The organism is Burkholderia sp. 28_3 (genome assembly GCF_003253915.1).
Taxonomy (GTDB): domain Bacteria; phylum Pseudomonadota; class Gammaproteobacteria; order Burkholderiales; family Burkholderiaceae; genus Burkholderia; species Burkholderia cenocepacia.
This window is the reverse complement of record NZ_QKZF01000026.1, coordinates 32,450-50,505: the sequence shown is the minus strand read 5'-3', so window position 1 is coordinate 50,505 and position 18,056 is coordinate 32,450. Positions and strand designations below refer to the sequence as shown.

General features: G+C 64.1%; 17 protein-coding genes and 2 tRNA genes. 14 read left to right on the top strand and 5 right to left on the bottom strand.

What is annotated here, in order from left to right:
• The first annotated feature begins 29 nt into the window (after positions 1 to 29).
• Together DFS13_RS34180 and DFS13_RS34175 are read left to right on the top strand one after the other, a co-directional pair.
• A complete protein-coding gene (locus DFS13_RS34180; RefSeq protein WP_111442701.1) occupies positions 30 to 650 on the top strand; it encodes a helix-turn-helix domain-containing protein in 621 nt (206 codons plus the stop codon).
• Positions 651 to 700: 50 nt separating this feature from the next.
• A complete protein-coding gene (locus DFS13_RS34175; RefSeq protein WP_006482197.1) occupies positions 701 to 1,249 on the top strand; it encodes a GNAT family N-acetyltransferase in 549 nt (182 codons plus the stop codon).
• A gap of 94 nt (positions 1,250 to 1,343) precedes the next feature.
• Here the strand turns inward: DFS13_RS34175 and DFS13_RS34170 are convergent, their stop codons facing one another.
• The 5 genes from DFS13_RS34170 to DFS13_RS40460 form a co-directional block, all read right to left on the bottom strand.
• Positions 1,344 to 2,276 carry an alpha/beta fold hydrolase gene (locus tag DFS13_RS34170; RefSeq protein WP_048989498.1) on the bottom strand — a complete coding sequence of 311 codons (933 nt, stop codon included), beginning with the start codon at positions 2,274 to 2,276 and terminating at the stop codon, positions 1,344 to 1,346.
• Positions 2,277 to 2,460: 184 nt separating this feature from the next.
• Positions 2,461 to 3,939: a sensor domain-containing diguanylate cyclase gene (locus DFS13_RS34165; protein WP_006482189.1), complete on the bottom strand. Its 1,479-nt coding sequence runs from the start codon at positions 3,937 to 3,939 to the stop codon at positions 2,461 to 2,463.
• Positions 3,940 to 4,582: 643 nt separating this feature from the next.
• A tRNA-Cys gene (locus DFS13_RS34160) sits at positions 4,583 to 4,656 on the bottom strand.
• A 99-nt stretch (positions 4,657 to 4,755) separates the two neighbouring features.
• Positions 4,756 to 4,831 (bottom strand) — tRNA-Gly (locus DFS13_RS34155).
• A gap of 653 nt (positions 4,832 to 5,484) precedes the next feature.
• The gene (locus DFS13_RS40460) at positions 5,485 to 5,640 is read right to left on the bottom strand and encodes a hypothetical protein (protein ID WP_019726331.1); all 156 of its coding nucleotides are present in this window, start codon (positions 5,638 to 5,640) and stop codon (positions 5,485 to 5,487) included.
• Positions 5,641 to 5,669: 29 nt separating this feature from the next.
• Here DFS13_RS40460 and DFS13_RS34150 point away from each other — a divergent pair, with 29 nt between their 5' ends.
• The 12 genes from DFS13_RS34150 (at position 5,670) to DFS13_RS34095 (ending at position 17,904) form a co-directional block, all read left to right on the top strand.
• A complete protein-coding gene (locus tag DFS13_RS34150; protein ID WP_019726332.1) occupies positions 5,670 to 6,422 on the top strand; it encodes a hypothetical protein in 753 nt (250 codons plus the stop codon).
• 118 nt (positions 6,423 to 6,540) lie between these two features.
• On the top strand, positions 6,541 to 6,753 hold the full coding sequence (locus tag DFS13_RS34145; RefSeq protein WP_009459729.1) for an AlpA family transcriptional regulator: 213 nt from the start codon (positions 6,541 to 6,543) through the stop codon (positions 6,751 to 6,753).
• A gap of 42 nt (positions 6,754 to 6,795) precedes the next feature.
• Positions 6,796 to 7,671: a ParA family protein gene (locus DFS13_RS34140; protein ID WP_009459727.1), complete on the top strand. Its 876-nt coding sequence runs from the start codon at positions 6,796 to 6,798 to the stop codon at positions 7,669 to 7,671.
• Positions 7,655 to 7,903, top strand: a complete 249-nt coding sequence (locus DFS13_RS34135; protein WP_019726333.1) for a hypothetical protein — start codon at positions 7,655 to 7,657, stop codon at positions 7,901 to 7,903. The genes DFS13_RS34140 and DFS13_RS34135 overlap by 17 nt, the downstream gene beginning before the upstream one ends.
• A complete protein-coding gene (locus DFS13_RS34130) occupies positions 7,896 to 9,545 on the top strand; it encodes a ParB family protein (RefSeq protein WP_009459725.1) in 1,650 nt (549 codons plus the stop codon). The genes DFS13_RS34135 and DFS13_RS34130 overlap by 8 nt, the downstream gene beginning before the upstream one ends.
• Positions 9,546 to 9,560: 15 nt before the next feature.
• Positions 9,561 to 10,121 carry a DUF2857 domain-containing protein gene (locus tag DFS13_RS34125; protein ID WP_009459723.1) on the top strand — a complete coding sequence of 187 codons (561 nt, stop codon included), beginning with the start codon at positions 9,561 to 9,563 and terminating at the stop codon, positions 10,119 to 10,121.
• A 3-nt stretch (positions 10,122 to 10,124) separates the two neighbouring features.
• On the top strand, positions 10,125 to 11,351 hold the full coding sequence (locus tag DFS13_RS34120) for an STY4528 family pathogenicity island replication protein (RefSeq protein WP_009459721.1): 1,227 nt from the start codon (positions 10,125 to 10,127) through the stop codon (positions 11,349 to 11,351).
• Positions 11,352 to 11,669: 318 nt separating this feature from the next.
• Positions 11,670 to 12,449 carry a PFL_4669 family integrating conjugative element protein gene (locus tag DFS13_RS34115; RefSeq protein ID WP_009459719.1) on the top strand — a complete coding sequence of 260 codons (780 nt, stop codon included), beginning with the start codon at positions 11,670 to 11,672 and terminating at the stop codon, positions 12,447 to 12,449.
• A complete protein-coding gene (locus tag DFS13_RS34110; protein WP_009459718.1) occupies positions 12,446 to 12,973 on the top strand; it encodes a DUF3158 family protein in 528 nt (175 codons plus the stop codon). Before DFS13_RS34115 ends, DFS13_RS34110 begins: the two co-directional genes overlap by 4 nt.
• Before the next feature lie 72 nt (positions 12,974 to 13,045).
• Positions 13,046 to 13,486, top strand: a complete 441-nt coding sequence (locus DFS13_RS34105; RefSeq protein WP_019726334.1) for a single-stranded DNA-binding protein — start codon at positions 13,046 to 13,048, stop codon at positions 13,484 to 13,486.
• A gap of 278 nt (positions 13,487 to 13,764) precedes the next feature.
• Positions 13,765 to 15,777 (top strand): DNA topoisomerase III, encoded by a 2,013-nt coding sequence (locus tag DFS13_RS34100; protein WP_009459717.1) that lies wholly within the window; start codon positions 13,765 to 13,767, stop codon positions 15,775 to 15,777.
• A gap of 519 nt (positions 15,778 to 16,296) precedes the next feature.
• Positions 16,297 to 17,904 (top strand): DNA cytosine methyltransferase, encoded by a 1,608-nt coding sequence (locus tag DFS13_RS34095; protein WP_009459716.1) that lies wholly within the window; start codon positions 16,297 to 16,299, stop codon positions 17,902 to 17,904.
• Positions 17,905 to 18,056: the final 152 nt, after the last annotated feature.

Here is an 18,056-nt window from a genome sequence, read left to right as displayed (position 1 = left end):
ATTCCAGCTTGCTGGACAATAAATCCATTATGAAAGAATCAGCGATCACCGCGGCCGACGATACCGGCATCAACGAGCGCATTGCCCGGCGCGTGCGCGGCCTGCGCGCCGTTCGAGGCTACACGCTCGACACGCTGGCAGCGCGTTCCGGCGTCAGCCGTTCGATGATCTCGCTCATCGAACGCGCGTCGGCCAGCCCGACGGCCGTCGTGCTCGACAAGCTCGCGGCCGGCCTCGGCGTGTCGCTGGCCGGACTGTTCGGCGGCGACCGGGACGACGCGCCCGCCCAGCCGCTCGCACGGCGCGCGCAGCAGGCCGAATGGCGCGACCCGGCGTCCGGCTATGTGCGCCGCAACCTGTCGCCGGCCGGCTGGCCGTCGCCGATCCAGCTCGTCGAGGTCGATTTCCCGCCCGGCGCGCGCGTCGCGTACGACAGCGGCGGGCGCGAAAGCGCGCTGCATCAGCAGGTGTGGATCATCAGCGGCCGCGTCGACGTCACGTTCGGCGACGTGCTGCACGAACTTCACGAAGGCGACTGTCTGGCCATGCGGCTCGACCAGCCGCTGATCTTCAGCAATCCGTCGTCGCATGCCGCGCGCTATGTCGTCGCGATCTGCGATGCATCCGCCGGCGGCGTGCGGAGCACGTGACGCGCGCATCGTGTGTGGAACCGATTCAGAGCCAACAGGAAGGAACCCGTATGAATTCCCCGACGCAGCGCGACGACGTGCGCCTGATCGATTGCAGCGAGGCCGAACACGCGGCGGCCATCCTCGAGATCCTGAACGACGCGATCGTGAACTCGACCGCGCTGTACGACTATCGACCGCGCCCGCCGGAAGCGATGGTCACGTGGTTCGCGACGAAACGCGCGGGCGGCTTCCCGGTTTTCGGCGCCGTCGACGCAGCGGGCGAACTGCTCGGCTTCGCGAGCTGGGGTACGTTCCGCGCGTTTCCGGCGTTCAAGTACACGGTCGAACACAGCGTCTACGTGCGCAACGACCAGCGCGGTCGCGGGCTCGGCGAACGGCTGCTGCGCGAAGTGGTCCGGCGGGCGCGCGAAGCGCAGGTGCACGTGCTGGTCGGCTGCATCGATGCGACCAATGCCGGCAGCATCGCGCTGCATACGAAACTGGGGTTCGTGCACGCGGGCACGATCGCGGAGGCGGGCTTCAAGTTCGGCCGCTGGCTCGATGCGGCGTTCTATCAGTTGAAGCTCGAGACGCCGGCGCAGCCGGTGGATGGGTGATGATGGCTTGCGACACGTCGCGTGCGCCGTGCGCGACGGCTTCAGGTGATGCAGGAAACCTCTCTTCCGGTCGTCAGGCCGCAGGATCATGAGCTCACCGCCCGGCAATCGCGCGTATGGCCTCCGCAAAGACATCTGGCGCCTCGCGCGGGACGAAGTGTCCTATTCCATGCAGCAGGCGGCGTTCATAGTGCCCGGAAAAGTACCGCTCCTTGTTTTCAGACGTGACGGGCAAATTGTCACGATCTTCCGCACCCTGGAGCATGATGGTGTCGACAGGGATCATCGGCGAAGCCGCCAATTGTCGTTCTATCTGCTCGTGCTGACCTGCGCCCGGCGCATCATGCCAGCGCTGTCGGTAAGCATGAAGGCTGATGTCGGCCCAGTCGGGATTGTCGAGAGAGCCGATCATGGCTTGAAAGTCGCTCTCCCTGTCGGGCCAAGCGGGCGACCAGCTGTGCCACAAGTATCTGCACAACCGTTCGCGATCCTCTCGATAGGCCTTCATTCCATACGTCGTCGCGACATACCACTCGTACCAATACGCGTTGGCCAGTTCATAGGGCATTTCGTTGGCCGGCATCGCGGTGGCATAGCCCGCCGCGGCGGTAACCATACCGTTTATTCTTTCGGGAAACAGCGCCGCGACGCCGTACGCCGCGCGCGCTCCCCAGTCGTACCCGGCGAGGAGGACGTTCGTCAAATCCAGCGCTTCCACGAACTGCGACAAATCAAGGGTCAGCGCTGCAATTGCGCCGCTGCGCATCGTGTCGCCATTCAAGAAGCGTGTCGGTCCCGATCCACGCAGATAGGGCGCGTAGATTCGGAACTGCTGACCACTCGATCCGAGGTCCAGGATAGTCTTGTCCCAGCACTGAACATCGTCGGGCCATCCGTGGACAAGGACCAGCGGCGGTCCGTCAAGCGGGCCCGATACTTCGTAGGCCACGTCGAGTTCGCCGGTGCGACATGTCAAGAAATTTCGTGGCGATCCGCGTGTGCCCCGCTCATTCGCATCTGAAGTCATATCGATCTCCGGAAAGACGATTCAAAGATGCCGGCAAGCAGCAGCATCGCTCATTCCCGTTCGACATGACTTCCGACCGAATTTCGCGCGCAACGATTCGTCATGGAATTGTGCGTCTACGTAGACGCACCGACATACCCGAGCCCAAAGTAACGTTGAGACTCCTGCTCGGGTCCAATCACCGTCAAATCGACGACTGGAAAGCGGAAACCTTGTTCCGACCGGCTGCCTTCGCGTAATACAACGCCTCGTCGGCCGCCTTGATGACCGCACCGGGATCGCCGTCCTGATCCGGTGTCCAACTCGCCAACCCGATGCTGGCAGTCACACGCCCGTATTCGCTTCCGGCGTGCTCAAGCGCCAGTTCGTTGATCGCCGCGCGTATTCGTTCAGCAGTCTGGGCTGCCCCCGTCGGTGGCGTGTCAGGGAGCAACACGACGAATTCCTCTCCGCCGTAGCGAGCCGCCGTATCGGTCGGTCGGCGAATGTTTTCGCCGATGCAGCGCGCGACTGCAGCCAGCGCATCGTCCCCCGCCTGGTGACCATAGGTGTCGTTGTAGGCTTTGAAACGATCGACATCGACAAACAGCAATGAAAAAACGGAATGGGCTCGTCGCGCACGGCGCCACTCCCGGTCCAGAACTTCCCCAAAACTGCGGCGATTGTTAAGACCGGTGAGCCCGTCGGTGCGTGCCAGCAACTCAAGCTCGGACTCCGCGCGCATCCGACGCCGCAGTTGCACACCGAGAAACACGGATAGCGCAATGAACGCTGCGCCGAACGTCGCAACCAGCAGGCCGATCGTCTCCGCACGACGTCGCCACGCAGCATAAATATCCTGCTCCGCCTCTGCGACCATGATGATCAGAGGCAGCGTCGGCAAATTCTTGAAGTAGTAGAGACGGCGCACGCCGTCGATCGATGCCGTTTCCGAGAATGAACCCTCGGGCGCGCTCCGGAAGCGCTGGAAGGTTGCCGCTTTGCCGATATCGCGACCGATGGTCCGGACGTCGTACGGCTGCCGCATGACCATGATGCCGTCCTTTCCGATCAGCGATATCGAGCCGTGTTGTCCCAATGACAACCCTGCGAACAGCTTGTGGAAATATTCAAGGTTGATGGCGATCAGCGCGATACCGGCAAACGAACCATCCGGATTCGATATGCGCCGCGACAGCGCAATGCTGAGCATACCGGCGCGCAAGCGCGACACGAATGGATCGCTGACGTAAAGCCCCACGTTCGGATTGTCGCGGTGGATCGTGAAGTATCTGCGATCGGCGAAATTGCCCTTGCGCGGCACGTCGTTGGCCGAATCCAGAATGATATTCCCGTCGGCATCGAGCACCAGTTGCGAACCGATGAATTGCGCCGTCATTGCATGATCGAACAGCGCTTCCCGCCGCAGCGCGGGCGCCGCAGCCATCACGTCAGGCCGCTGCAGGCCATGGATCAGCGCCTGCAAGGACAGATCGTAGAGTTCGAGGTTGCGCTCGATGTCGCGCTCGGCCATCAGGCCGAGATTGCGCGAGGTTTCGCTGGCCCGCTCCAGGGCGTCGTGACGGCTTTGGAATAGCTGTAGCACGCACAGGCCCATCAGCGCGCACGCGATCACGATACCGACTGCCACAACGAAATAAGGGGCTGCCGTCCGGTGTTGCATGGATCTCCTCGCTGCAAATTGTGCACATCCGGGTCGGACGTGATTTCGCATACAAAGTCTCGGTCTGGCGCATTGACATGTGCTGCACCAAACTGACCGCAACCGAAAACGGCTGGAGTCTATCGAACGTGACGCGCCGACAACCCGCTACCGGCCGCGCCCTCCTCCGAAATGATTAAATTACATGAGGAAACCGCGCTTCCGGGAGAATATGTGAGGCGCGCCACGATCCGCACGCCGATCAAGATCCCGCCAGTTTCTGCTGACGGGCGAGCGAGGATGCCGCGACGATAGTCCGTGCCGGCATCCTCGGTGGAACTGCCCCACGGGCTGTGCGGCGTCATCCCTGAAGATGATCAGCCCGTTTCGTTCAGCAACCTTTCCGCGCGCATGCTCAGAATGTCCGCGATGCTTTGGCGCCAGATGATCGAGTCCGCCGCATCAGTCGGCCCGTGCGTCGGGGAACCCGGTCGCGATCTCGCCGGGATTCGACCGGCCAGAGCCACCGCGCCACGCCGTGTCAGTTGGGCGCGACGAACGCACCCGCAGTGCCCTCCCAGAGGGAGCCCACGGCGCGACCTCTTCGTCCACGGGGGAAAGCGGCGCAGAAAAAAGAAAAGCCCCGCCGAAGCGGGGCTTTTTCTGGAGGCGCGAGCCGGAGTCGAACCGGCCTAAACGGCTTTGCAGGCCGCTGCATAACCGCTTTGCTATCGCGCCAAAAGCGGACTGTCCGGATGCCGTGAGGCAAGCGACAGATTTTCATTCGAGGACCGGAGGTCCATCAAATAAAAAGGGAAGCGTGGCTTCCCCATTACTTGGAGCGGGAGACGAGTCTCGAACTCGCGACCTCAACCTTGGCAAGGTTGCGCTCTACCAACTGAGCTACTCCCGCATTGTCCTGCACCTGCAGCGCTTCGCCGTACTACACGCTGCCAGAAAAATCTGGAGCGGGAGACGAGACGTGTACTAGGACAGTAAGTCGTTGTTTCCCAAACACTTTCTTCGTTGGACTGGCCAGCGAAGACCTCAATTGTAGCCTTGTTTTTCGTCCTCGGCAACAAATTCGTCCAAAGAGTTCCACAGACGTCCAAAGAGCTGCACTCAGTACACCAGACCCACGATCGGTACATCGTCGTAGGCGACTGCCTCGAACTCATCATCCACGCCCGGTTGTCTGCCCCGCATCCATCATCGTGAAGACGATCAGGCAGATGGTTCTGGTGATGGCACAGGTCGGATGCTGGGAACGCCTGCACCACAACTCACAAGGACCTTCTGCTCAAGCTCCTTTGAAAGAACGCGCACGCTGGCCACCGCGTTTCCGCACACGATTCTTTGTCGATATATCAGGATGACGGGGCAAGCATGACAGACGCGGGTTTGCTGCGTCCGGCTGGACATTCGACGACGATTGCGGCCCCTTAACGCCTCCTGAGACCGCTGGCATATCAGGTCATACCTAGACGGTTTTGCAGAAACCGTAACTTCTCACGACCCTGATAGCGTGAGCGTCACTGTCGAGCCTACGTCCCGATGCTCGACCTTCTAATCGATGAATTTTTGCACATCGAGCACACGACGACTACCAGTTGCGCGAACTGGTGAGCAGTATTCAAACCACATGACGAAGCGGCCTTCGGTGCCCACTTCCTGCACAGACGACAGGCCGACCATGAGGTCGGTGACAAAGGAGTCGGTCATGTAGTTCTTCTCCTGGAAGGAGACGGAGCATGCACGAGAACAAGAATGATGCACCAACATCAAAGGTGTTCTATCGCCCGATCGAAGCGTCCATCCGCTGGGCCGGGCTGCTGCGATACGAGCAGGTGATCCTGGCTTCGATTTCGTCGCCAAGGCGCCTGCCGCAGTCGTTGGACTGCCCACGTTGCGCCGAGCTGAGACTTTGCACCGAACGTATCTTCGACGGCATCCTCAATGGAGAACTGCCCTTCGGGCAGAACGGCATCACGACGCGCGATTCCACGCTGATCGACTCCCCTGATCTGACGGTGCGCCACGTCGATCTGAAGCGCTGGATGCGCCAACACTATCCCGAGCAACGACCGGGCTTCCTCTTCTCCCGAAGCGAGCGCATCACCCATCCCTTCATCTCGCTGGAAACTGGGCAGGCGATGCTAGTCGAGCGCCTGGCCCTGAAATCCACCTTGGACCAGTACAAACGCCAACTGCATGAGTTGCAGGAAAAGCACGGGGCGCTTCTCAAGCAGATGGCGCCCTCTGCTGGCGCACAGTGCCTGATCAGTGATCGCGCCGAAGCCACCTACCTGAACATTATCGGCAGCATGCTGGACCTGATGCTCGGCCAGTCGCCTTCGGGCGTGCCGTACTCCAGCTTCAAGACGCAGGAGGCGGTGGTCAGTGCATTGGTCGCCCATCACAGCGGCGCCATGGGGATCGCGGAGCGGACGCTAAACGGCAAGTTCGCCACGGCCAGACGCCGGCTGCGTAGCGCGACAGTCTGAGGTTTTCCATCTTGTATGTGCAATCGCGGAGATTGCATTTGCAATGTCTTTTCCCATCCATGTCTATTGAATGGAGGTCACGCCAACAAACGCCACTGAGCGTTCAGGAGTGACCGCCATGTCGCAAACACCTGCACTGCCCGCAAGCGAGCGCCGCATCCTGCGGCTTGATGAAGTCGAAACCAAGTCCGGTTTCAAACGCGCCCACATCTACAACCTGATGCGCAAAGGCTTGTTCCCGAAGGCGCTGCGCCTGGGCGTGCGCGCGGTCGGCTGGGACTCCATCGAGATCGATCAGTGGATCGCCGAGCGCGTCAACAACCGGGCCTGACCCGTTCTCCAGCGGACTTCCCATCCTCACACGGAGAACGCCATGCAGGTCGTATCCATCATTTCAACAAAAGGTGGCGTCGGCAAGACCACCACGGCCGCGAACCTCGGCGGGCTTGCCGCCGACGCGGGGCTGCGTGTGCTACTGCTCGACCTCGACGTGCAGCCCACCTTGTCCTCGTACTACGAGCTAGGTCACCGCGCACCTGGTGGCATCTACGAGTTGCTGGCCTTCAACGAGCGCGACCTCGGGCTGCTTGTGTCCCGCACGATCGTCGCGGGCCTGGACTTGGTGCTCTCCAACGACCACCGAGGCGAGCTGAACACCTTGCTGCTGCACGCGCCGGATGGCCGCCTGCGGTTGCGCCATCTCTTGCCGGTCCTGGCGCCTCTCTATGACCTGGTACTGATCGACACCCAAGGCGCGCGATCGGTGCTGCTGGAGATGGCGGTACTCGCCTCCAACCTCGCGCTGTCGCCCGTGACCCCGGAAATCCTCGCGGCGCGCGAGCTGCGGCGCGGCACCATGCAGTTGCTCGAAGACATTGCGCCCTACCGGCACCTGGGCATCGAGCCTCCACCTCTGCATCTGCTCATCAATCGCGTCCACCCTGTGTCAGCCAATGCACGGCTGATCCAGCAGGCCCTGCGCGATCTTTTCCAGGACCATGCCGGCATCCGCGTGCTGGCCACCGACGTGCCGGCCATCGAGGCGTATCCGCGTGCAGCTACGCGCGGATTGCCAGTGCATCGGGTCGAATACCGCCAGCCGCCGGGCAGAGTCGCCCCCGCCGCGCTCGACACCATGCGCGGCCTCGCAGACGAACTATTTCCGCAATGGCGGCACCGATTTGCCATGGTGTCCGGCCGTCCGCCACACCCTCTTGATGCCGGGAGGTTCCATGGCGAACGCACATGAGCTTGCCCGAGGCCACAAGCGGCTTCGCGCCCTGATCGAGTTCGCGGTTGGCGAAGGTTGGCACGTCAAACGCACGCCTGGCGGCCACCTCAAGTTCACCAAGCCTGGCTGCGCCGCGATCTACACCAGCTCGACGGCCAGTGACCACCGGGCGACCCTGAATGCCCGTGCGCAAATCCGCCGCGCCGAGCGCGAGGCCCGATACCAAGCGCAGGGAGGCGGCCATGGCTGAGATCACCTCCCAGCAGATGGCTGGCAAGCTGCTCGCGGCCGGGTTCGAGCGCAGCGGCCCGTCAGCCTCGACCTTGAGCGACCCGATCGCCGACACACCCATGGTCGTGACCCTAGATCAGTTGCGCCCCTACGACCACGATCCCAGGAAAAAACGCAACCCGGCCTACGAGGAAATCAAGGCGTCCATCCGCGAGCGCGGTCTGGACGCGGCGCCGGCCATCACTCGCCGACCAGGTGAGGACCACTACATCATCCGCAACGGCGGAAATACGCGGCTGGCGATCCTGCGCGAACTATGGTCAGAGACCAAGGACGAGCGGTTTTTCCGTATATCGTGCCTGTTCCGGCCGTGGCCCAGCCGCGGCGAAGTCGTCATGCTGACCGGCCACCTGGCCGAGAATGAATTACGCGGGGGCCTCACGTTCATCGAGCGCGCCCTCGGCGTCGAGAAGGCACGCGAGTTCTACGAGCAAGAAAGCGGCACTACCTTGAGCCAGTCCGAGCTGGCCCGCCGCCTCGCTGCCGATGGCTTCCCGGTACAACAGTCGCACATCAGCCGCATGAACGACGCGGTGCAGTATCTCCTGCCCGCGATCCCCACCGTGCTCTATGGCGGCCTCGGTCGCCATCAGGTCGAACGCCTGTCGGTCATGCGCAAAGCCTGCATGCTCGCGTGGGAGCGCTACGCCAAGGGCCGCTCCCTGGTTCAGGACTTCGACGAATTTTTCCAGGAAGCGCTGTCGCAATTCGACGTCCAGGCCGACGAGTTCTCCGCGCAGCGCGTACAGGACGAGCTGATCGGCCAGATGGCCGAGTTGCTGGGTGTCAATTACGACGTGCTCGCCCTGGACATGACCGAATCCGAAAGCCGGCAGCGCGCCTTGATCAGCGACCCAACGCCGCCCTCGACGCCGCCTGCGTTGCCGGAGCCGGAGTCGGAAACCATCGCGCGCCCAACTGCCAACACCGCGCCACCCACCGCAGGGGCTGCATCGGCAGCGCCGCCTGCAGGCCGACCTGCGCGCGAGAGCGACACGGATACCAGTCAGGCGGGTCCGGCCAGCCCTGCGGCGGGGAGCGATCTGCTTCGGGAGCACATCGTTTCGCCGGCACCGACGACCGAACGGCTCCAGTCCATCCAGCGCATGGTCGCCGATCAGTTGGGCGATGCGCTGCCTCCCGACTTCTCGGCGAGCGTCTTGCAGTCCATCCCCGTGCAGGCTGGCGGGCTCTATCCGATCTCCGATGTCTGGTACATCGATCCCGGCTTGGATACTGCCGAGCGCTTGCGCATCCACATCGCACAGTTCGCCCGCGAAATCGCGAGCGAGGCAGACCTGGACGAGTGCATTGATGACCGTGCAGAGGGTATCGGTTTCGCCTGCCGGGCCCGCACCCAAAGTCCGGCGCCGCTGGGCCGTTCCGTCCTCGCATTGTTGGCGTGCCTGGCCGGTCAGCGGCCCGCCGACGTCGGTCTGCACGACGGGCAAATCGTCATCGACCTGCCGGCATTGCTGCACGGCCAGGGTGATGCGGCCCAGCGATTGAGCGACACCGCGCTGGTCAAGCTGTTCCGGCTGCTGCGGCTGGCCCGGCGCCTGCTCGATCTTGAAGCCGGCGCTGCGGACCTTGGAACGTGAGCGAGGGAGGCCAGCATGTCCGCACCACACCCACTCAACCAGGCCGTCATCGCGCAGGCCCTCTATGACCTGCGCAATGGGCAACTGCGCCGGTGCAAACTGATGGGGTTTGGTGAGGAAGAACTGGACGCCCTCAAGCATCCCGCGCTGATCAGCGTGCTCGCCAACGCCAACGTCTCCTGGTGCTCGGTGACGGTCAACCGCGAAGTGCTCCGGCGACTACTCAAGCAGGCGCAGGACGTGGAGAAGGAAATCGCCACGGTCGATCGCATGCTCAGGCTGGGTGCGAGCACCGAGATGGTCAGTCGGTTCTATGGCCTGACCCACCAAGAGGTGGCGCTTCGCCGCGAAATCCTCGGCCTGCCCAAGCGCAAGGGCCGCCACCCCGTGCTGGACGAGAAACAGGACACGGATCTGTGGCGGCAATGGAAGGCCGTGACCGGCAGCAGGAATGTCGATCTCGAAGACGAAACCTCCATTCTCGACGCCGCCATGGACTTGGCCGAAGGCATGTCGCTGCCTCTGTCGGTGGTCTGGGCCTCGATCAAGAGCTGGGTCGATCAAGGATTGGGTTGAGCCATGGCCGTGGACGACACCGCACCACGCCGTGGCCCCGTCGCACTCGCGGACCTGTTCGACGCCGCCTTGAAAGACCTCGTGCCCAAGCCCAGTGCGCCAGCACCTATGCCTGCGCCGACGCCCGCCACGTCCGGCGATGCCTTCCTCTTCAGCGGCAACCGGCATGAGACCGTGCCGCGGCGACTGTTCCTCGACCGTCGCCTTACGCCGCTGGAGCGCAACGCCTGGCAGGTGTTCCGGCTGATGCTCAACGACGATGGCGTGACAGCCTTCCCGACGTATGAGCAGCTTCGACCCTGGCTGGCATCGATGCCCTGCGCCGGGCAGGCCTCGCATGAAACCGTGGCCCGAGCGTTGACGCTGTTGCGCCTCACCCGATGGTTGAGCCTGGTGCGGCGACGGCGTGACCCCAAGACCGGCCGCATCCTCGGCAACCTCTACGTTCTGCACGATGAACCGCTGACGCCCTTCGAGGCCATGCAGCTCGACGCCGACTACCTGGCACTGGTCAGCCAGTCCCTCGGCCATTCGGCCAAGGCCGTCCAGATGGTCGGCCTGAACACCCTTAAGGAGATCGCGGAAGATCCGCTGCTCTCCGGGCGCACATTGCCGTCGCGGCTGCAGGTTCTGGCAGAACGCCTCGCCAGCCAAGGCATCACGGCCGCCGCAAGTTATCCACAGGAGGACGCCGCCCACGATTCCGAAGAAGGAGTATCGAGCCTTCTTCGGAATGCGGATGACCCATCTTCGGAATCCGAAGCAGGGGCGAAACCCGTGCCAAACGCCTCTCTTCGGAATCCGAAGCAGGCCCGTACAGTACGTAGTAGTCGTATTAATGAAGTACGTACTACCGCGCAGGCGCGCGCGCTGGGCGATCTGCAATGGCCCAAGCGCTTCACGGAACTGAAGGCAGAGCAGCAGACAGGTGCCAGGGTGGCATTGCAGCAGGTTGATGCCGCGCTGAGACAGGCCGTGCTGGACGAATGGGCCACACGATGCAGCAGTCATGGCATACGCAATCCTGCGGGGTATCTGTTCGGCATCATCCAGCGCGCCATCCATGGCGAGTTCAATGCCTGGGCCAAGAAAGACGCGCCATCGGCATCCGTCCCACCAAACGAGCGACCACCACCAGCACCGCCACCTCAGCCGCAGGGTAAGCCAGTGCCGCCAGAAGTCGCCAAGCAGCACATCGAGCGGCTACGCAATCTGCTCGCCAGCAAATGAGTCGGCATGCCAGGCGGTGAAACTAGATGCCCATGGCCGCCAGTAGAGCTATCCCCTGGGGATAGTTCCGCTGCTGGGCACAACGCCAAGCTGTCGCAGGCCTGGGATCGACCATCTGCCGCAGCATCGGCGTTGTCCCCCCTGATCTCGGCGTGCAGCGTTCGTTAGCGCTCCATGGAGCTATCCCCTGGGGATAGCTCGCGCCGCATGCAACCGCCACGCCCTAAACCGGGGCCCGCCGGGATTCGGATTCTTGACTGACTGCCTTCCGCTTCCTGTCGAAGCTGGCCGCTCCTTTTCCAACAACGAGCAGACACCATGGCAACCAATGAACCTCTGCAACTGAATCTCGGCTCCCTGCGCAGTGCGATGTCGCTGACCCTGCACACCCATCACGCTTCCCGCATCTGGCATGGCCGCGCCGCCGCCGAGGGGCGACCGGGCATCGTCGGCCTGAATGGCTATATCGCTCAGATGAACAAGATGCGGCGGGGCTCAGAACAAGACGATCCGTACTCGGACTGGTGGATGCTGCGCATCGAGGACAAGCTCGACCACACCAAGGTCACGCTGCAATCGCTGCGCGAGCAGGTGGACCAGGCGCTGGCGAGTGTGCCGCCGGCGCTCAGCCTGGGCGAAAACCTCAACGTGCAGCCGGTCAAGCTCCCGCTCTTCGTCAACGCGCAGCTCGGCTTTGCCGCGGTCTATCTCCTGGCCGACTACGACGACATCGCCCGCAAGCTGATCCTCGCCCATCACACCGCGCTCATTGACCGCAGCACCTTGGAACGCTGGCTCAACGAGGGCGCACATTCATTGCGCAGCCTGTTCTCGCTGGCCCAGCAGTATCGCTATTCGGGCTGCACACGCGATGACTTCGCGTCGAAGAATGCCGCAGCGCGGGCAGCGCTGGAGAAGTATGGCGAACTGCCGCAGGACGTGCTGGAAGGCACGCGCCGGTCGAAGTTTGCGCCGCCCATCGTGCGCCGTGGCCTGAAGCAGCGCGGCGACGGTCCTGCCGAAGCATCACTGCTCGGCGATGAAACCACCACCGCAGAGTCGCCCGAAGCCGCAGCCGGCGAGGACGAGCCGGCATGAGCGATCCGAACCCACCGACCCGCTACTTCCGAGGCCTGCAACAGGGTGCCTTCATGCGGCTGGAACACGCGGCCTATCTAAAAGGCCTTTTAAAGCCTTTTAAGGGTAAAGGGGACTTCGAGGCCTGGGCCAGCCAGTGCTTCGCCATGCGCGACGAGTTGATTGCCCTGGCACAGCGACAGGTACTGGAGCAGGCATGCGGGCACCCCTTCCACCTGCTGCCCATCGAACTGGCCCAACAGACCACTGGCGCAGGAACCGTCTTCTTGCGCTGGCGCAGACACGACAGGTCGGCCATGGGCGTGGCGCTGTGGCGGGAGCTGGTCGCCAGCAGCAGCACACCCGTCAACCTGCTGGCCGACCTGCACGCGATCGAGCTGCAGCGCATCACGTTGAACATGCAGATCAGCCTGCTGCACACCTTGGGCAGGCAGGCGCAGGAATGCGCCAGCAAGGCGGCCGAGGCGGACGACGCCTACCTGCGCCGGCTCACGCCCATTCCCGCCGCAATGCGCGATCGGTGATTGCGCCGGGCACCCAGCACGCTCCCGGCGCCGACGAGGCACGGGTATTTCAACCACCACGGAGATCACATCATGAGCACGCATTTTTCCGGCGAAGGCAACATCGGTTCGCCACCGGAGTACCGCGAATTCCCCAACGGCAACGACGAACCCAGTCGCCTGCTACGCCTGAACGTCTATTTCGACAACCCTGTGCCGAAGAAGGATGGCACGTTCGAGGACCGGGGCGGCTTCTGGGCGCCGGTGGAAATCTGGCACCGCGACGCCGAGCACTGGAAGGACCTGTACCAGAAAGGCATGCGCGTGCTGGTCGTCGGCCGCATGGAGCGCGAACCCTGGACGGATAACGAGGATCAGCCGCGCGAGACCTGGCAGATCAACGCGCGCAGCGTCGGCATCCTGCCGTACCGCATCGAATCCGTGACCCTCAGCCCGAAGCCGCAAGAGGCAGAGCCCAAGCCCCAGGCCGCGCAGGAACCGGCTGCGCCGAAAGAATCCAAGCGCAGGAAGTGAACCGGCATGGAGGGCGGTCGCACGTCTTCGCCGCCCTCCATGCGCTCGCGAGCTATCCCCAGGGGATAGCTCCACCAACGTCCACCGACTTTCACGCGCTCCCTCATATCGCGGCTCCCGGTCCGCACACCTGCGGCCACGCGCCACCCCCGCACAAGCCATTCCATCCCGTGAAAGCGGTCACCGCCGCATGCGGCTTGTTTGCTGCTGCCCCAGGTGGCGCTCGGCATCCTCGATTCCAGCAACTCCATGAACAACGGGAATCGGGATGGACGGACATGCGGCTGTTCTTGTGCGAGAAGCCCTCCCAGGGCAAAGACATTGGCCGGATTCTCGGTGCCACGCAGCGCGCTGAAGGCTGCCTCAACGGTTCCGGCGTCACCGTCACCTGGTGCATCGGCCATCTCGTAGAAGCCGCAGCGCCCGAAGCCTACGACGAGCAGTTGAAGCGCTGGTCCATCGAGCAGTTGCCCATCATTCCTCAGCACTGGCGGGTCGAGGTCAAACCGAAGACCGCCACGCAGTTCAAGGTCGTCAAGGCGCTTCTGGCTAAGGCGACCCAGCTTGTCATCGCCACAGATGCCGACCGCGAGGGCGAGTTGATCGCCCGCGAGATCATCGACCTGTGCGGCTACCGCGGCCCCATCGAACGGCTGTGGTTGTCGGCGCTCAACGATGCTTCCATCCGCGCGGCACTCGGCAAGCTCCGGCCATCGGCCGAGACGTTGCCGATGTACTACTCGGCGCTGGCACGCTCTCGGGCGGACTGGCTCGTCGGCATGAACCTCAGCCGCTTGTTCACGGTGCTGGGACGACAGGCTGGCTACGACGGCGTGCTGTCGGTCGGCCGCGTCCAGACCCCCACGCTCAAACTGGTCGTGGACCGCGACCGCGAGATCGCCGCCTTCGTGTCCGTGCCGTACTGGGCCATCGACGTGTCCCTGTCCGCTGGTGGCCAGGCTTTCACCGCGCAGTGGGTTCCCCCGAACACATGCACCGACGACGCCGGCCGCTGCCTGCAGCAGCCCATCGCGCAGCACGCCGCGCAGCAGATCCGCGCCGCGGACAGCGCCCAGGTGGTGGCGGTCGAAACCGAGCGCGTGCGGGAAGGCCCGCCGCTGCCGTTCGACCTGGGGACCTTGCAGGAGGTGTGTTCCAGGCAGCTTGGGCTCGATGTGCAGGAGACCTTAGACATTGCTCAGGCCCTATACGAGACGCACAAGGCCACGACGTACCCGCGCTCCGATTCGGGCTACCTGCCCGAAAGCATGTTCGCCGAGGTGCCAACGGTCCTCGACAGCCTGGTCAAGACCGATCCCTTGCTGCGACCGATCATGGACCAGCTCGACCGCACTCAACGCTCACGCGCCTGGAACGACGCGAAGGTGTCTGCTCACCACGGCATCATCCCGACGCTCGAACCGGCGAACCTCTCGACCATGAGTGAGAAAGAACTGGCAGTGTATCGGCTGATCCGGGCGCATTACCTGGCGCAATTCCTTCCTCACCACGAGTTCGACCGCACTGTGGCGAACCTCTCCTGCGGCCAGCAGACGCTGGCGGCCACCGGCAAGCAGGTCGTCGTCAAGGGTTGGCACCTGGTGCTGGCCGAACCGCAATCCGAGGAGGATGGCGACCCTGCGGCGCGCAGCCAGGTACTGCCCGCGCTGCGCGAGGGCCTGGCATGTCAGGTGGCCGACGTCGATCTGAAGGCGCTCAAGACGCTGCCCCCTCGACCCTATACGCAGGGCGAGTTGGTCAAGTCCATGAAGGGCGTCGCCAAACTGGTCTCGGACCCGCGCCTGAAACAGAAGCTCAAGGATACGGTCGGCATCGGCACCGAAGCGACGCGGGCCAACATCATCAGTGGCCTGCTGACGCGGGGCTACCTCGTGAAGAAGGGCCGCGCCATCCGTGCCTCGGATGCGGCCTTCACCCTGATCGACGCGGTGCCCACAGCGATTGCCGACCCAGGGACAACCGCCGTCTGGGAACAGGCGCTGGACATGATCGAAGCTGGACAGCTCACGCTGGACGTATTCATCGGCAAGCAGGCTGCATGGATCTCACAGTTGATCGCGCAGTACGGCAGCACGTCCCTGTCCATCAAGGTTCCCCACGGACCGCCTTGCCCACAGTGCGGCGCACCGACGCGCCAGCGCACCGGCAAGAGCGGCCCATTCTGGTCGTGCAGTCGCTACCCCGACTGCAAAGGCACGCTGCCGGTCGAATCCGGCACGTCCAGGCGTGGTGCCTCGCGCCCGCGCCGCAGCGGCCGCAAAGGCTCCTGACCGACCCCGTTCCCCGTGAGCCGTGCCCGCCATCGGCGGCGCGGCCTGTGTTCCGCACGCCCTGCGGGACGCCCAGCGCGCAACGCCTTCTTGTCCGTGTGCGCGTCCCGCCTGGCCGTCCCCGGCCGCGGGACCTGAAGGTAGCTTCTCCGCGAACCGCCTCCTGCGCGTTCTGCTGATCTGCATTTCTCCCGCCTCTGCGAAGGGTCCCCCGGTGGCTTGCCAAGCTGCGCGAGCCACCCGGAGACCCTTCGTGGTCAGCGGTATTCGGTGCCGGTGCCCGCCGGCGCAAAAACGGGCTCCCTTTGTGCGCGGATGTGCGCCAGACGATGCCGGCGCGAACCACGACATGCGCCGGGTGTGATTGCTGATGAGCAGACGGTTCTAGCGACGACCGGGCCTGCACCAGCCCACGGGTGGTTCTGTCCTCCCGAGCCGAAGGCCGCAGGGCCTTCGGCGCCTTTCTCCTGCCTATCAACGTCCCGGCCCGCCCCGGGCCACACGAACAGGAGACCCGACATGAACCCGCAACCTTGCACCCTTCGCGGTGCGCCCCAGGCCGCGCCACTGCTGTACGGCAGCGTGTGCAGCGGCATCGAGGCCGTGAGCCTCGCATGGCAACCCCTCGGCCTCAAAGCCGCGTGGTTCGCCGAGATCGAGCCGTTCCCGAGCGCCGTGCTCGCCCACCGTTACCCCCATGTGCCCAACCTGGGCGACATGACCGCGATCGCCCGTCAGGTGCGCGCCGGCATCGTGCCGGCGCCCGACATCCTGGTCGGCGGCACGCCGTGCCAGTCGTTCAGCGTTGCCGGCGCGCGCCAGGGGCTGAACGACCCGCGCGGCGCCTTGACCCTTGCCTATGTGGAGCTTGCAAATGCCATCGACCAAACCCGCCACCAAGACCGCCGCCCGCCGGCAACGCTCGTCTGGGAAAACGTCCCCGGCGTCCTCAACGACCGCAGCAATGCCTTCGGGCATTTCCTGGGAGCACTGGCCGGAGAAAGCCGTGCGCTCCAGCCGCCAGGGGAAAAATGGGCGCACGCTGGTTGTGTGTCTGGACCCCGCCGCCGCATCGCCTGGCGCGTGCTCGACGCTCAATATTTCGGTGTCGCCCAACGCCGCAAGCGCGTGTTTCTTGTGGCATGTGGTGGTGATGACCTCGATCCCTCCGAAGTACTTTTTGAGCGCACAGGCCTGCGCGGGGATTCTTCTGCGGGCCGCGCGCCGTGGCAAGAAGCTGCCCGCGCTGCTGGATCGGGTGCTGCTGCAGCAGGCGGATACGCAGGATTCGCTGGACTGAACCAGCCCTACGGCAAGGTCACGACGACGTTCGGATTCAGCGGCGGCATCGGCCCCGTCGATGTTGCGGCATGCCTGATGGCCGCGGGTCCCAAGCACGACATCCGCACCGAGACGTTCATGGTGCAGTCCATCGCCGGCAGCATCGCCCACACCCTCGACACCGCCAACAACGGCAAGGGCAGCAGCGAGGACGGTACGGGAAAGGGCGTGCCGATCATCGCCTTCACCGCCCAGGGCAGCGGCGCGGACGCCACGATCGACCTGACGCCGACGCTGCGTGCCGGCGGGCATCGCAACAGCCATGCGAACGCAGGCGTCGTACCCGCCATCGCCTTCGCGCAGAACAACCGCGGCGAAGTGCGCTTCGAGTCGGGGCATGGACAGGTGTCTTGCACCGTCCTGTCCAACGGCAAGCCGGGCTACGGTGTGCCGATGGTGGCCTGCGTTGCCCTGCGGGGACGGACGCAGGGTCTTGCCGCCGAACTGGGCGGAAGCGTTGCAGCGGCGTTGCGTACCAGCGGCGGCGGCGCAGACAAGCCCCATGTCCTGGCCCCCGACTTCGAGGCACATTTCCGCTACGACTGGAATGAATCCGGTGCAGCGGACTGGTCGCAATGGCGGGTGCGGCGGCTGATGCCCATGGAGTGCGAGCGGCTGCAGGGCATGCCCGACGACTACACGCTGATCCCGTATCGCGGCAAGCCTGCCGCAGACGCTCCGCGCTACAAGGCGATTGGCAACTCCATGGCCGTCCCGTGCATGGCTTGGCTGGGCAACCGGCTGGTGCAGTGCCTGCACAAGACGGACTTGACCGATTCGGATTGATCGACGACGCAGCCTGCCGGCCGCGCCATTCTCTCCCTGCATTGCCGATGTATCGGCAGCAGCCCGCAGCCAGGGTGTCAAGGCTGCCGTGGGTTCCGCCCACGCCACCCACCAGTTCGCTTCGGCATCTCACCGGCGAACGCTGCCCACCG

Coding starts and splice junctions, on each gene's coding strand:
- DFS13_RS34150 (WP_019726332.1), top strand. CDS start 5,670: ATGCACGAGAACAAGAATGATGCACCAACATCAAAGGTGTTCTATCGC.
- DFS13_RS34130 (WP_009459725.1), top strand. CDS start 7,896: ATGGCTGAGATCACCTCCCAGCAGATGGCTGGCAAGCTGCTCGCGGCC.
- DFS13_RS34175 (WP_006482197.1), top strand. CDS start 701: ATGAATTCCCCGACGCAGCGCGACGACGTGCGCCTGATCGATTGCAGC.
- DFS13_RS34120 (WP_009459721.1), top strand. CDS start 10,125: ATGGCCGTGGACGACACCGCACCACGCCGTGGCCCCGTCGCACTCGCG.
- DFS13_RS34105 (WP_019726334.1), top strand. CDS start 13,046: ATGAGCACGCATTTTTCCGGCGAAGGCAACATCGGTTCGCCACCGGAG.
- DFS13_RS34165 (WP_006482189.1), bottom strand. CDS start 3,939: ATGCAACACCGGACGGCAGCCCCTTATTTCGTTGTGGCAGTCGGTATC.
- DFS13_RS34170 (WP_048989498.1), bottom strand. CDS start 2,276: ATGACTTCAGATGCGAATGAGCGGGGCACACGCGGATCGCCACGAAAT.
- DFS13_RS34110 (WP_009459718.1), top strand. CDS start 12,446: ATGAGCGATCCGAACCCACCGACCCGCTACTTCCGAGGCCTGCAACAG.
- DFS13_RS40460 (WP_019726331.1), bottom strand. CDS start 5,640: ATGACCGACTCCTTTGTCACCGACCTCATGGTCGGCCTGTCGTCTGTG.
- DFS13_RS34140 (WP_009459727.1), top strand. CDS start 6,796: ATGCAGGTCGTATCCATCATTTCAACAAAAGGTGGCGTCGGCAAGACC.
- DFS13_RS34180 (WP_111442701.1), top strand. CDS start 30: ATGAAAGAATCAGCGATCACCGCGGCCGACGATACCGGCATCAACGAG.
- DFS13_RS34145 (WP_009459729.1), top strand. CDS start 6,541: ATGTCGCAAACACCTGCACTGCCCGCAAGCGAGCGCCGCATCCTGCGG.
- DFS13_RS34125 (WP_009459723.1), top strand. CDS start 9,561: ATGTCCGCACCACACCCACTCAACCAGGCCGTCATCGCGCAGGCCCTC.
- DFS13_RS34135 (WP_019726333.1), top strand. CDS start 7,655: ATGGCGAACGCACATGAGCTTGCCCGAGGCCACAAGCGGCTTCGCGCC.
- DFS13_RS34115 (WP_009459719.1), top strand. CDS start 11,670: ATGGCAACCAATGAACCTCTGCAACTGAATCTCGGCTCCCTGCGCAGT.
- DFS13_RS34100 (WP_009459717.1), top strand. CDS start 13,765: ATGCGGCTGTTCTTGTGCGAGAAGCCCTCCCAGGGCAAAGACATTGGC.
- DFS13_RS34095 (WP_009459716.1), top strand. CDS start 16,297: ATGAACCCGCAACCTTGCACCCTTCGCGGTGCGCCCCAGGCCGCGCCA.